General features: G+C 35.3%; 12 protein-coding genes. 8 read left to right on the top strand and 4 right to left on the bottom strand.

The features are described 5' to 3' along the window. The first annotated feature begins 1 nt into the window (after nt 1). The 7 genes from rsmB (at nt 2) to ACECE_RS0224885 (ending at nt 7,763) form a co-directional block, all read left to right on the top strand. Nucleotides 2-1,354 (top strand): 16S rRNA (cytosine(967)-C(5))-methyltransferase RsmB, encoded by a 1,353-nt coding sequence (gene rsmB / locus ACECE_RS0224915; protein ID WP_010252404.1) that lies wholly within the window; start codon nt 2-4, stop codon nt 1,352-1,354. A 4-nt stretch (nt 1,355-1,358) separates the two neighbouring features. Next, the gene (gene rlmN / locus ACECE_RS0224910) at nt 1,359-2,402 is read left to right on the top strand and encodes a 23S rRNA (adenine(2503)-C(2))-methyltransferase RlmN (protein WP_010252402.1); all 1,044 of its coding nucleotides are present in this window, start codon (nt 1,359-1,361) and stop codon (nt 2,400-2,402) included. Between the two features lie 74 nt (nt 2,403-2,476). Continuing rightward, nucleotides 2,477-3,214, top strand: coding sequence for a Stp1/IreP family PP2C-type Ser/Thr phosphatase (locus tag ACECE_RS0224905; RefSeq protein ID WP_010252400.1), 738 nt, complete (start codon nt 2,477-2,479; stop codon nt 3,212-3,214). A 140-nt stretch (nt 3,215-3,354) separates the two neighbouring features. Beyond that, complete coding sequence (pknB, locus tag ACECE_RS0224900; RefSeq protein ID WP_010252398.1) at nt 3,355-5,337, top strand: Stk1 family PASTA domain-containing Ser/Thr kinase; 1,983 nt, start codon at nt 3,355-3,357, stop codon at nt 5,335-5,337. A 117-nt stretch (nt 5,338-5,454) separates the two neighbouring features. Beyond that, complete coding sequence (rsgA, locus tag ACECE_RS0224895; RefSeq protein WP_010252397.1) at nt 5,455-6,342, top strand: ribosome small subunit-dependent GTPase A; 888 nt, start codon at nt 5,455-5,457, stop codon at nt 6,340-6,342. Nucleotides 6,343-6,369: 27 nt separating this feature from the next. Beyond that, on the top strand, nt 6,370-7,023 hold the full coding sequence (rpe, locus tag ACECE_RS0224890; protein ID WP_010252395.1) for a ribulose-phosphate 3-epimerase: 654 nt from the start codon (nt 6,370-6,372) through the stop codon (nt 7,021-7,023). A gap of 104 nt (nt 7,024-7,127) precedes the next feature. Next, nucleotides 7,128-7,763 (top strand): thiamine diphosphokinase, encoded by a 636-nt coding sequence (locus ACECE_RS0224885; RefSeq protein WP_010252393.1) that lies wholly within the window; start codon nt 7,128-7,130, stop codon nt 7,761-7,763. A gap of 135 nt (nt 7,764-7,898) precedes the next feature. Here the strand turns inward: ACECE_RS0224885 and ACECE_RS0224880 are convergent, their stop codons facing one another. The 4 genes from ACECE_RS0224880 to ACECE_RS0224865 all read right to left on the bottom strand — a co-directional run bounded on the left by ACECE_RS0224880 (nt 7,899) and on the right by ACECE_RS0224865 (nt 13,914). Next, nucleotides 7,899-9,089 carry a pyridoxal phosphate-dependent aminotransferase gene (locus ACECE_RS0224880; RefSeq protein ID WP_010252391.1) on the bottom strand — a complete coding sequence of 397 codons (1,191 nt, stop codon included), beginning with the start codon at nt 9,087-9,089 and terminating at the stop codon, nt 7,899-7,901. 14 nt (nt 9,090-9,103) lie between these two features. After that, nucleotides 9,104-10,870: an Rqc2 family fibronectin-binding protein gene (locus tag ACECE_RS0224875; RefSeq protein WP_010252390.1), complete on the bottom strand. Its 1,767-nt coding sequence runs from the start codon at nt 10,868-10,870 to the stop codon at nt 9,104-9,106. 82 nt (nt 10,871-10,952) lie between these two features. Further along, nucleotides 10,953-12,710, bottom strand: coding sequence for a PAS domain-containing sensor histidine kinase (locus tag ACECE_RS0224870; protein ID WP_010252389.1), 1,758 nt, complete (start codon nt 12,708-12,710; stop codon nt 10,953-10,955). Nucleotides 12,711-12,747: 37 nt separating this feature from the next. After that, entirely contained in the window at nt 12,748-13,914 is a 1,167-nt protein-coding gene (locus ACECE_RS0224865; protein WP_010252388.1) for a SpoIIE family protein phosphatase, read from the bottom strand. 297 nt (nt 13,915-14,211) lie between these two features. On the opposite strand from ACECE_RS0224865, the gene ACECE_RS0224860 reads away from it, so the two are divergent. Continuing rightward, nucleotides 14,212-14,502, top strand: coding sequence for a DUF503 domain-containing protein (locus ACECE_RS0224860; protein WP_010252387.1), 291 nt, complete (start codon nt 14,212-14,214; stop codon nt 14,500-14,502). The last annotated feature ends 96 nt before the right edge of the window (nt 14,503-14,598 follow it).

The following is a 14,598-nucleotide window of genomic DNA, read 5'->3' as shown; positions in this document are numbered from 1 at the left end:
TATGAAACTTGATTTACCAAGAGAAACTGCTCTTAAAATACTATACGATATTAATAAATCAGGGGCATATTCCAATATTGCCCTTAACAAGTACCTTGAAGATAAAGCATTAAGTGGTCTGGATAAGGCTTTTATTACTGAGCTGGTTTATGGTACGTTGAAATGGAGACTATCAATTGACTATATCATTGATCAATTTTCCTCAGTGAAAATTAATAAGCTTTCTCCGTGGATACTCAATATCTTAAGATTGGGAGTATATCAGATTGTTTATATGAGCAAAATTCCGGAATCTGCAGCCTGTAATGAGAGTGTCAACCTTGCTAAAAGGTATGGACACTCTGCCAGCAGCAGGTACGTTAATGCTATGCTTAGAAATGTAGCAAGGTCAAAGAATAAGATAGTTTATCCCGACAGAAACAAAGATTTGATCTCATATCTGTCTATAAAATACTCACATCCTGACTGGATGGTCAAAAAATGGCTGGACCGTTTTGGGGAAAGCTTTACAGAGGAGCTTCTAAAGAGTAATAATGAAACTGCACCATTAACTGTTAGAGTAAATTCTTTAAAGACTACTAGAGAAGAACTTGAAAATACCCTTAAAAAAGAAGGGTTTGAAACTGAATCAGCCAAATACATTGAAAATGCTTTGACAATAAATAATCCATCTTCTCTTACAAAGATGGAGGCGTTTGTTAAAGGCTTTTTTCAGGTTCAGGATGAAAGTTCAATGATGGTCGGAAGGATTTTCGATCCTAAGCCGGGGGAATTTATTGTGGATGTATGCAGTGCTCCTGGAGGTAAAACTACTCATATTGCAGAGCTTATGGGAAATAGGGGACAGATTATAGCTAGAGATATTCACGAACACAAAATAAGATTGATAAACGAAGCTTCAAGCAGGTTGGGCATAGATATAATAAAGGCCGAAATTTTTGATGCATCAGAACAAGATGCAAGTTTGACGGACAAGGCTGACCGTGTTTTAGTTGATGCGCCATGCACTGGACTTGGTATTATACGAAGAAAACCGGATATAAAGTGGGCGAGAAACTCAAACGATTTAAACGAGATAGTAAAACTTCAGGAGAAAATACTTAATGCTTCTTCGAAGTATGTAAAGCCTGGAGGAGTATTGGTTTATAGTACATGTACCATAGAACCTCAAGAAAATGAGGAAATGGTTAAAAAATTCTTAAAAGACAATAAGGAATATACAATGGAAGATATATCGAAGCAACTGCCGGATGGATTAGTAAAAGATACAACAAAAGATGGATATATTCAGTTGTACACTAATAGGGACGGTATTGATGGATTTTTTATCTCTAAAATGAGGAAAAGGAGCTAAGCTTATGGACGGGAAGGTTGACCTTCTTAATCTTACAATTGAAGAGTTGGAGAATTTTTTTCTGGAAATGGGACAGCAGAAGTTTCGTGCAAAGCAGGTTTTTCAGTGGGTCAACAAGGGTGTTAAAGATATAGATGAAATGACTAATCTTTCAAAAGATATAAGAGAGAGTCTTAGGGCTTCAGCATATATAAATAAGCTTGAAGTTGTTGAAAAGTTTGTATCAAAGATAGATGGTACGACAAAATATCTTTTTAAACTTATAGATGGGAATATAGTAGAAAGTGTATTGATGAAATATGAGCATGGTTTTTCTGTTTGTATTTCTTCACAGGTAGGCTGCAAGATGGGATGTAAATTCTGTGCTTCTACTGGAGTAGGATTTTTACGGAATCTCACTTCAGCTGAAATGTTGGATCAGGTCTTAACTATTCAAAACGATGCAGGAAGTAGAGTGGGAAACGTAGTTGTAATGGGAATTGGAGAACCGTTTGATAACTACGATAACCTCGTAAAGTTTATAAGATTGATAAATCATAAGGATGGTATGAATTTAGGTGCGAGACATATTGCTGTCTCAACCTGCGGTCTTGTACCCGAAATTTTAAAACTATCCAAGGAGAATTTACCTATAACTCTGTCTATTTCGCTACATGCAACTAATGATGAGGCGAGAGAAAAAATTATGCCTGTTAATAAAAGGTATTCTATTGACAAATTGATTGAAGCATGTAAGATATATACAGAGACTACAAGTAGGCGAATAACATTTGAGTATGCCTTGATTGATGGGGTAAATGACCTGATTGAATATGCCCAGCAGCTTTCTAATCTGTTGAAGGGTATGTTATGTCATGTTAATTTAATACCTGTAAATAGCGTTACCAATACTGGTTTTAAAAAGAGCAGTAAGGAAAGAATTTATAAGTTCAAGGAGGTTCTTGAAAAGCGTGGCATTGAGACTACTGTCAGAAGGGAACTTGGTGCTGACATTGATGCAGCTTGTGGTCAGCTTCGAAGAAGCCTTATTGAAGCTGTTAAGGAATAGACGTTTTTCATTGGTATGATTACGCAGTAGTTTAAACTATAAAACATTTTACGTGTTTTCTGGGGAGTGGTATAGTGAGATTTGGAGTGGAAAGCGATAAAGGTAGAGTAAGGGAAATGAATGAGGACAGCTATAAAGTTATTACAGGGAAAGACGGTATACCTGATACCTTTATTGTAGCAGATGGAATGGGTGGACATAACTCGGGAGAACTAGCAAGCCGTATGGCTGTTGACCTTTCTGAAGAGTATTTGCTTAAATACTTACAACCTGATGAAAGTGAAGAAGGCATAGTATCCTTTATTTGCAGCATGATGGAAGAGGTTAACAAAAGTATTTACTTTAAAGCAAAGGAATCAGATGAAAACTATGGTATGGGTACTACTTTTGTTGTCGGTATTCTCTTAAAGGGAAAACTATTTATTGGGCATGTAGGTGATAGCAGAGTGTACCTTATAAGAAATAGTTCACTAGAAAGGCTGACTACTGATCACTCATATATTGAAGAGCTTATAAAAAATGGTTCGCTAACCAGAGAGGAAGCAAGGAACCATCCTAAAAAGAATGTAATAACCAGGGCTTTAGGTTGTGAAGAGAACGTTGCTGTTGATACATATTCAGTTGATGTAAATGATGAAGACATATTTATTTTGTGCACTGATGGATTAACTAATATGTTAAGTGAAGATGAGATGTTATCAATGATAAAAAATAATGATGACCCACAGTATTCATGCAGTGAGTTGGTTAGACTTGCAAATGAAAAAGGTGGAGAGGATAATATAACAGTTATCATTGTAAAAAATTCTTAATCATTCTTAAGCAAACTATTAGCATATATATATCTTTATAGAATATTGTATGTTTTATCCTTTATTTTAAATATGTGAAGTGGGTTTTGATTGAATCTGATCAGATTTAATATCAAAATGCCATAAAAAGAGGTGTTGTTATGGAAGGTCGCATACTTGGTGGAAGGTATGAATTAATAGAGAAAATTGGTGGGGGCGGAATGGCCCTTGTATATAAGGCGAAATGTAAACTTTTAAATAGGTTTGTTGCAATTAAATTGTTAAGGCCGGAGTTTACGGCAGATGAAGAATTTGTTAAACGCTTCAGAGTTGAGGCTCAAGCTGCAGCAAGTCTTTCTCATCCTAATATTGTATCTATATATGATGTTGGAAAAGAAGATGATATGCATTATATAGTAATGGAGTATGTTAATGGTATAACATTAAAGGATTATATAGTTCAAAATGGTGCGCTGGATTGGAAAGAAGCAGTAAATGTAGTTATCCAAATATGTTCTGCTATTGAGCATGCGCATAAGAATCATATAGTTCATAGGGATATAAAGCCGCATAATATTTTACTGACAAAGGATGGAATCGCAAAGGTTACAGACTTCGGTATTGCAAGAGCTGTGACGTCTTCAACAATAACTGTTGCTGGAAGTACAATTGGTTCCGTTCATTATTTTTCACCGGAACAGGCTCGAGGAGGTTTTTCGGATGAGAAATCAGACCTTTATTCATTAGGAATAGTCTTGTATGAATTGGTCACAGGAAGGCTTCCTTTTAACGGAGAATCACCCGTTGCAATTGCTCTTAAGCATATACAGGATATGCCTGAGGAACCGTCCAATATCAAAAAGGATTTGCCGAAGGGTGTAAATGATTTGATAATGACTGCAATAGAAAAGGATCAGAAAAACAGATATCAGTCAGCTTCAGAGATGTTGGATCACTTATATAAGGTTTTAAAAAATCCTGATATGGAAATAATTATTGGAGATGGTGATACTGTTTATGATAGTCCGACAGTAAGGATTCCGTCTATTGGAGAAAAAACAGCATTACTTGAAAAGGATTCTCCTAAAAAAACAGGTGAAGACAAAATGGAAAAGAAAAGGGATAAAGACAAAGTTACTACTATACTGGCGATAACTACCTCTATAATTGTTATAGCGGTTATTGGGTTTATACTAGGTACAGTTATTTGGCCTACATTATCAGAGCCGGACGAATATGTTGTAAAAGATTACACTGGAATGAACTATTATGAGGCGAAGGCTGATTTGGAAAACAATGAAATTAAAGTTGAAGTGAACAGGAAAAATGATGAGGATGTTGATAAGGATGTAGTATTGTCCCAAGATGTAGCCAAAGGTACTGAGCTTAAGCAGGGAGGGTACAGCAAGGTCGTTCTTACTGTGAGTGATGGTCCTGTGATGATTACAATAAAAGATCTTACAAATATTGACTACCGGGAGGCTGTAACTCAAGTTGAATCTCTTGGCCTCGTGGCTAAAGTAGTGGACGAATACAGTGATGAAGTTGCAGAGGGAATGGTTACTAGAACAGAACCCGGCGAGGGTGATGAAGTGAGACGTGGAAAAACTGTAAGAATTTACAGAAGTGAGGGGCCTGAAATTAAAACAACAACGGTTCCGGATTTGAAAGGAAGAACTAAAAGCGAAGCTAAGAACCTTTTAGCTGAGAAAAATTTAATAGTTGGAAAAATTTATCCTGAAGATAAGACCAATGCTGTCGATAAAATAATCAAGCAGAATCCTGAACCAGGAGAGAGTATAGTTGAGGGAAAACCTGTAGATATTTATCTGGAAGAGAATATTCCTGCCGAAGGCCCTGGTGACAGTGGTAATAATAATGGTAACAGTGGTAACGCTGATAAAGTTGTGGCTAGACAGTTAGTATTAACCGACGCTGATCAGTATGGAGAATTTATAAATGTTCTGGTTAAGATAACCAGATCTGATACAAATACCGAGGAACAGTTGTATAGCGAAGTTATAAGTAAGACAAACTTCCCGCTGACATTATCTATTCCTATACCAAAGGACGGCAGCACAGAGGTCAAGGTTTTCTTAAACAGTGAACCTGAACCATATACACAATTTACTGAGCAATATTAGGTTTTAATAAAGAGAAATTTATAACTGGTGTTTCAAAAAAGTTATTACAACAGGGTATTGTGTAAAGGCATCTGTATAATGTAATTTTTTGAAACACTATAAGAGGAGGAAGAAGGATTGCTGCCAGGCATAATCATTAAAGGTATTGGAGGGTTTTATTACGTAAAAACCGAGTTTGGGCTATTTGAATGCAAAGCAAGGGGCATATTCAGGAAAGACTCGTTTACTCCATTACCTGGGGATAAGGTATCAATCTCTGTTTCAAACCAAGATGAAAAAGTGGGAAACATCGAAGAGATTTTTCCACGGGATTCTCAGCTTATTAGACCTGCGGTTGCAAATGTAAACCAAATAGCAATTGTAATTGCAATAAAATCACCGCAGCCGGATTTTACACTGCTCGATAAGCTCCTTATAACTGTCGAGCAAAAGGATATAAGCGCTGTTATTTGTATTAATAAAATTGACCTTGATAAAGATATGGAATATAAAAATGTAGCTGAATCTTATCAAAAAGCAGGTTACAGGGTTTTAGCACTTAGTTCTGCAATTGAGACAGGGTTTGACGAACTGGAAAGTGCTTTAAAAGATAAAACGACTGCTTTTGCTGGGCAATCAGGAGTTGGAAAGTCCACTATTCTTAATAGAGTATTGGATTCATATGTAATGGAAACCGGCAAGGTTAGTGACAGAATTGAAAGAGGCAGACATACTACCAGGCATGCAGAACTTATAGAGCTAAAGTCGGGTGGATTTGTTGTTGATACACCAGGATTTAGCTCTTTTGAGTTATCTGGTCTTGAAGCTGGTGAACTTCAAAATTTTTACCCGGAGTTTAGACAATATTTTGGGAGATGCAAGTTTACCGGTTGTATGCATATAAGCGAACCAGAATGTGAGGTAAAGGCTGCACTTGAAAGAGGAATTTTAGATTACGGAAGACATGCGCGTTATGTGGAGTTTTGCAATATGTTAAAGGAAAAACAACGAAAAAAGTATTCTTAGATTTTTATTGAAAAGGAGTGTTCAAGATTGATTAAAATTTCACCATCCATACTTTCGGCAGATTTTTCGAAACTGGGTGAAGAGATTATAAGAATAGAGAAAGCTGGTGCTGATTTAGTACATATCGATGTTATGGACGGACATTTTGTTCCTAATATAACACTCGGGCCTCCTATTGTTAAGGCATTGAGGAAGGTAACGAATTTGCCCTTTGATGTGCACCTAATGATCCAGGATGCTGATAAATATATTGATAGTTTTGTTGATGCGGGTGCAGATATAATTACAGTTCATGTTGAATCATCCTGTCATCTTCATCGTACCATACAGAAGATAAAGCAGCATGGGATAAAGGCTTCTGCAGCTTTAAATCCGGCTACTCCGCTTAATGCGCTTGATTGGGTTTTAGATGAGTTGGACATGGTTTTGCTTATGACTGTTAATCCGGGTTTTGGTGGTCAGAAGTATATTGATTCTGTTACTCAAAAAATTAAGGCTTTAAGAGACAACTTAGTATGTAGAGGGATCAACGTGGATATAGAAGTAGATGGGGGAATTGACAGTAACAACATATACAAGGTTACTGAAGCAGGGGCTAATATTATCGTTTCAGGTTCTACAATATTCAATTCACCAGATACGTCCCAAATAATCAGGGAACTGAAAGAAAAAGCATTCTGATAATAGTGCTTTTACATAACAAGTTTTGAATATATATAATGCTAAAAATGCCATTTAAGGCATTTTTGTTTCATAAGCAGGAAATTTACAGGGTGATTTTTAATATGGTTGCAATAATTGTATGTAGTGGGAGCATAATTGATTACTCCTATCATGAAAAATATTTTAATATAGCGAAGTCTATAATATGTGTTGATGGAGGAGCTAAGCATCTAAGAAATTTAGAGTTGGTTCCTGATGTTTTGATTGGTGATCTTGATTCCATACAAAAAGAAGATCTTGAATATTTAAACAGTTTGAATGTAAGGATTATAAAATACCCAAGTGAAAAAAATATGACAGATACTGAAATTGCTGTCGATTTTGCTGTTGAGAGTGGATACACTGAAATAATTATTATTGGTGGTATTGGATCAAGACTTGACCACTCATTGGCAAATATTTTTCTGCTTAAGCAGATGCTAAGCAGAGGAATAAAAGGTATGATTGTCAATGAACATAATGAGATCATGCTAGTCAAAGACAGAATTTTTGTTATGCGCGAAGAGGGGTATAAGCTGACTTTGCTTCCCTTAACTAACGTTGTGGAAGGAATAACTACCAAGGGATTGTATTATGAGCTGAATTGTGAAGATATTGAGATGGGATCAAGCAGGGGAGTTAGCAATGAGTTTTTGGATGAAACTGCTGAAATTACAATAAAAAAAGGTTTACTAATGGTTATTAAGTCGAGAGATTAGACACATAGTGAAATGTTACTTTCGATTCTTCAGTTAATCTGATTGGAACAAAAGCTTATATTGAAAATTTGATGAGAAATATAAAAACGAGAGGGGCTAAATGCTCCTCTCGTTTTTGATAAGTTTGTTTGAGCACTATTTTCCAAGGTTATAATCCTTAGCTAGGGCTTCAAAGGCAGGGAAGGAATTCTTTATAGTCTCTACACTTACACAGTAAGCCATTCTAAAGTAACCTGGTGCTCCAAAACCTTTACCCGGTACAAGAAGAAGGTTATACTTGAGCGCACTTTGAATAAATGCCACATCATCTTCAATTGGGGATTTTGGAAACAGGTAGAAGGCTCCTTGCGGTTTTATACACGAAAAACCAAGACTAACCAGTTTTTCATATAGAGTATCACGTCTTTCCTTGTATATATTAACATCAACAGAAGCGTCTAGTGTTGCACCTATAACTTTTTGGAATAGAGCAGGGGCATTGACATAACCCAAAGAACGATTACAGGTTGCAAGACATGCAACAACAAGGTCAACATCCTTTATTTGGGGATTTACAACAATATACCCTATTCTTTCTCCAGGAAGAGATAGTGATTTACTGAAGGAATTTACTACAAAAGAATTTTTAAACATCTTCAAAATACTTGGAACTTTTATATCGTCATATACTAGTTTGACATAGGGTTCATCAGATATAACACAAATAGTTGAATTATATTCTGCTTCCTTCTCTATGAGGATTTTGGAAATTCTTATCAAAGTATCCTCGCTATAAATGTGCCCAGAAGGATTATTAGGTGAATTTATAATAATAGCCTTTGTTTTTGCAGTAATCTTTTCTTTTAATATGTCAAGATTAGGGTCAAAAGAGTCTTTCAAAGGAGGTATTATAACGGATTTGCCGCCATGGTTGTCCACATAAGACAGGTACTCTACAAAAAATGGAGCAAGTATTAATACCTCTTCATCAGGATTTAAAATGGATTTTAAAACTACATTTAACCCACCAGCAGCACCGCAGGTCATCATAACGTGCTGTGAATTAAGCTGGAGACCCGTCTCCTTACTAACACTGTCAGCAATCTTTTGCCTGACATCTTCATAACCTGCATTGCTCATATAACCATGCATTCCGGGCTTGTCCTCCAGAATCATATTCTTAATAAATTCCTTAACCTCTTTTGGCGGTTCAGGATCTGGATTACCCAATGTAAAATCATAGACCTTGTCTTTTCCATAAATCTTACGAAGCTTTTCACCTTCTTCAAACATGGCCCTTATCCATGAAGAACTGGAAAGACTACTAACTATTTTTTGTGATAACATTTTAAAGCCACTCCTTATTTGTTTTTATATTTTATAGTTCTAATTTTGTTTTCATCAGGTGTTACGATTATGGTTTTATAGTTGGTGTAAATTACCATTCCGGGCTTCGCACCGTTTGTTTTTTTTACGTTTTTTACTTGAGTATAATCTACTTCAACATGAGAGGATAATTTTCCCTTACTGTGGTATGCTGCTATTAAAGCAGCTTCAAGTAGAGTATTTTCCGGTACATCCCCCGATTGTTTCTTAACAATTACATGTGAACCGGGTATATTTTTTGTATGAAACCATATATCGTTGGAGGAAGACATTTTTAAAGTCAAAAAATCGTTTTGGATATTATTTCTACCTACAAAAACGTCAAAGCCATCAGATGATTTGTATAAAAAAGGTTCTAAGGCTTTTAGGTTTTTCTTGATTTTTGATTTTCTGCTTTGATTTACGTATCCCACCTCAACAAGTTCCTGTCTTATTTCATCTATTTCTTGAGTGGTAGTTGCACTTTCAAGATTTTGGAGGACACTTTCAAGATACTCAAGCTCTCTAAAGGCTTCTTCCAACTGAGTGCTTGTAAAACTATAGGCACTTTTTGCCTTGGTGAATTTCTTGTAATACCTTTGAGCGTTTTCCTGGGGCAGCATATTTTCATCAAGAGGTATATCAACATATTCACTATTTTCGCTATAATAATTAAGTAGTGACACTTGCTTTGAGTTTTTGGGTATGCAATATATATTTGCAGTGAGAAGCTCTCCGTAAAGCTTGAGTTTTTCACGGTCAGCTACATCCCTTAATGTTTCCTGATGAATAGATATTTTTTTATTGCATCGATCAATTCCATTATTTAGAACCTTTGTTAGGTCACTTTTCTTTTGAACGAGCCTCTCAGCAGTGTCTTTTGATGTATAAAACAAATCCAGTGTACTGCTGATAGAAGGGATATATTCGATATTTGAATATTGTGTTATTTCTAATGAATGAAAATCTATTGGTTTGCTTTTAGTCTCATCAGCCCATGCAATACATGGGGAAAAACTTGAAACAGCTATATTTGATATAATCTTATTTAAATTGTATTTGACTTTTTCAAGATCTGTATCTGATAAGTCATCAATTATAGTTCTTCCATCAATTTCAGCTCTATGGCATACTTCCTCGCAAAGAAGGGGACTAAATCCCTTGATATTGTTTAAAAGATATTTAGAAATACGAAGTTCACTGTGGTTTTTTGCATTCTTGAAAAAGGAATCAATATCCAGTGTTTCAGGACTCACTTTATCCTGTGCGGGTGGCAGTATGTAGGGCCTTGCAGGCATAACTTCCCTTACTCTGCTAATATCACTGTCTATATGCTTGATAGAGTCAAGTATTATATCTCCATCATTGAGCAGCATTATATTGCTGTGTTTTCCCATTATTTCAATCAGAAGTTTTTTATATGTAGTATCTCCGAGCTCATTTACTGCTTCAACATGAACAGAGATAATTCTCTCAAAGTCATAGAACTCAACTTTTATTATCTTGCCTCCAGATAAATGCTTTCTTAGGAGCATGCAGAAAACAGGAGGATTTGCAGGATTTTCCTTCGATAAATTGGTTATATGAATCCTTGGATAGCTGGCATTAGCTGAGAGAATCAATTTAAGATTCTGACCTTTAGTCCTTATAAGGATTAATATTTCGTCCTGTTCGGGTTGGTATATTTTTTCTATACGTCCACCAACAAGGATATCAGATAATTCGATTACTACGTTTTTGGCTACTACACCATCGAAAGGCAAATTTCACACCTCATTTCTACTATACTATTCATTTAAAATAGTATAACACTTCATAAGCGTATTAACAAACAAAATAATGGATTTAAAGGGATTTCCGCCTATAAATCGGGAATTTTATTGTGAATTTACTTCCTTGCATTTCCTTTGATGTAACATCTATGGTACCATCAAATTCTTTTACAATTCCATAGGTTATTGAAAGCCCGAGTCCTGTGCCTTTTCCCACTTCTTTTGTTGTAAAGAAAGGATCGAAGATCTTATTTATTATCGATTCAGGTATGCCAATGCCGTTATCGGATATTTCAATAATTTCATCCTCTTCATTGGTATATATCCTGATAGTTATTTTTTTATCAAGTGATTTAATCCAATCGGACGCTTCACTTTCCTTTTTGAGTTTTCGGCCAAGTTTTTCCAACTCTCCTATGGCATCACGGGCGTTACCTATCAGATTAAGAAAAATCTGTTCCAGCTTGTTATGGTCTGCAAGTATTAAGGGTAGGTTATCAGCAAGGTCCAGTTCTACAGTAATATTCTTTTTTATAAGCTGTTCGCCTATAAGTTTAAATACATCAAGCAGAGGTTGCTTTACGTCAACTTCTTTTTTTGTGTCATCTGATTGCCTTGCAAACGTTCTTAAGTGCCCAATTATTTTGTTAATTCTTTCTACCTGATCAACTATGGAATTCAGTTTTTCAGACAGCATCTCTTCAGTTAGTTTATTACGGTTTTTTGCAAGGATCAGACCCTGAGTTATAAGGCTGATTCCTCCTAACGGCTGATTAATCTCGTGAGCTATCCCGGTTGCCATTTCTCCAAGAGTAGCAAGCTTGCCGGATTGAATTAAAAGTGCATCTTTTTCTCTAAGCTGTGAAGTTCTTACCTTAACCATTTTTTCAAGATTGTCGGCGTATTCTCGGATTTCTTCTACCAACCTTTTTCTTTGTATGCCTGCAGTTATTTCATTAGCTATCAGACCTAGTATTTGTGTCTCTTTAATAAGAAACTCCCTCTTTAAGGTGGGTGCTATAATATGAAGAATGCCTATCAGAGAATCATCAGAGGTGAGCGGAATGTGAATTATATAATTGTCATTCTCATTAAGTTTTCGTTTATTAATACATTTTAATATGTCATGATCTTTGAGTAATTCAGAAGTTATCACGAACTGTGAGTAAGTTTCATAACAACTTTTTATGCTTTCGGGAATATTGGCTTCATCCGGGTAATATATGCATTCGTGATTGCAATTTTTGCCACTAAGTCCAACCTGAGAGTTAATATAAAAATTATTGTTTAGATAGTCAAACAGGCATATAAATGCTATAGGGACATCAAGAATTGCGCTTACAGTAGTACAAATAGAAAGACACATATCATCTAAAGGGCGGGGAGAGTTTACAATTTGTGTTATCTCAAGCAGTAAATCTCTAAACTGTTCTTCATACATATATTTTGTTATATCTCTGACTAGGATTAAAAGACCGCAAAACATGTTTTCTTCGTTAGTTCTATGTGAAATAGCTATAGATACCGGTTTAATTTGCCCATTTTTGGTTGTTGCACTCATTTTATAGTCAATTATATTTCCCTTAAAATCATTCTCAACAAGAAAAAGGAAGTCGCTATCAATTCCGGCTTTTTTGTTCAGATCGTGTGGAAGATGCTTTCCAAGCATTTCATCAGGAGAATAACCGTAGATAAGTTCAGCGCCCCTGTTCCATAAAACTATCCTGTTATCTTTATCAGTTGCAATAACACCATATTCAGAAGAACTGGTAATTATGCTTTCAAACAGTTGTATGGTATTGTCTGGATCTGAGAAAATATGATATTTCATTTGAACCTCCGATAGCTGCATAATTAGTAGTATTATTTCATTTATTACTTACCTCAATTCCCAGAAGGGTAATATCATCGAAAAATGTATTTTTTGAATAGTCTTTAACTGTTTGCACTGTTTTTTTAACTATATTTGGCAGGGGAGTATCTTTATTTTCTTTGAGCAGTGATAAAAGGCTGTCTTCACCAAATACGGGTGTATCTTCAGTTGGAGTCGCTTCAACCAATCCATCAGTAAATAGCCAGATTTTATCACCTGGGCACAGCTGATTGACACAGCAGCTGTAAGTAGCATCCTCAAAGACTCCAAGAATAGGACCGGTAGATTCTAAGGGGATATGGCTGCCATCAATTCTTACAATATATTGCGTTATGTGTCCTGCCGATACTGTGTAAATGATTTTGGTTTCTTTATCAATAAACCCTAAAAGAAGGGTGGCAAACACGTTTTGTGCAGTATTGGACAAAAGTACCATGTTCAGGTCGAGAACTATTTCTGGAAATCTACGTTTATTTATGCCTTGCTGGTAATTGTACTCAATATTTTGAAGAAAGCTTTTAATAATCGTAGATATTACGGAAGCAAGTATTCCATGACTGGAGACATCAAATACATAGAAACACAGATAATCTCCAATATCAGCTACGTCGTACATGTCACCGCCAACAGATTCACAGCTTTTATATTCGACAGCGAAATTGAAACCACAAATAGAAGGAAGTTTTTTGGGCAGCATATTAATTAATATTTTCTCAGCAGAATCGTGAAGACCCTGGAGATAGTTCTTATGCTCTAAAAGCTCCCTATGGATTCTTGCATTTTCCAAGAGAAGATTCTTCTTATTTACGGCATTATTAATTGCAATGGTAAGGTTATCAGCAGTTACTGGCTTTTTTAAATATTCAAAGGCTCCTTCTTTCATTGCCTGAATTGCATTTTCAAGGTCTCCATGACCTGTAAGTATAATTACGCCCATTTCAGGCATTATCTTTTTTATTTCTCGGAGCATTTCCATCCCTGATAAATCAGGCATTTTCATATCAGTAAGTACAACATCAATAGTTGTATAGTTATTTTTAAAAAATTCAAAACCTTCCTCACTCTTTGAAAAGGTGATTACCTCATTGTTATCAAGTTCAAGAACAAATTTTATATTATCCAGGATAGTTCTTTCATCATCTATAACAAGTATTTTAGACATAGCATTGGCTCCTTGAAGTATTGATTAAAATTATCAAAAAAAATCGAACTACAAAATAAAGTACTTGAAGCATCAACAGCAAGTTATTAATTAGCATATACTTAAACTATTATAACAATTTTTATTTTGAATTTCCACATATGAAAAGTTATGTTATAATGTTATAAAGTAATTAGGATATTCTAAATCAGACAATAATTTTATAAGGTAGTTTAATAAAAACCTGATTTAATGCGCAGTTGAAGTATATATTAATAATTAATTTGTAGACATGTAAGTGATATTTAGAGGTGAAAAATGGTTATCGGAGTTTGCAAAGTAGTTTTGGCAATAGATGAAGCTTTTTCATTAAAGGAAAAAAGGCATATAGTAAAGAGTTTGGTTGAAAGGGTTAAGTCAAAGTTCAATGCATCAGTTGCAGAGGTTGATCTTAATGATAAATGGCAAAGAGCTGTAATTGGCATATCGTGTGTATCAAATGAATCAGGCCATGCAGACAGTATGATGGCCAGCATTGTTAACTTTATTGAAAATGATGGAAGAGCAGTGCTTTTTGACTATAGCACTGAAATAATTCATATTGACTAATGAAATAACTAGCAAAGACCAAAACGATCTTGCTCGACTAAGCATTACTCTGAATTTATAGAATGAAACCATCGATAAAGCCTTTATTTTCTTATT

Source organism: Acetivibrio cellulolyticus CD2, assembly GCF_000179595.2.
Lineage (GTDB): Bacteria > Bacillota > Clostridia > Acetivibrionales > Acetivibrionaceae > Acetivibrio > Acetivibrio cellulolyticus.
This window is presented reverse-complemented; position numbering and strand designations above follow the sequence as displayed.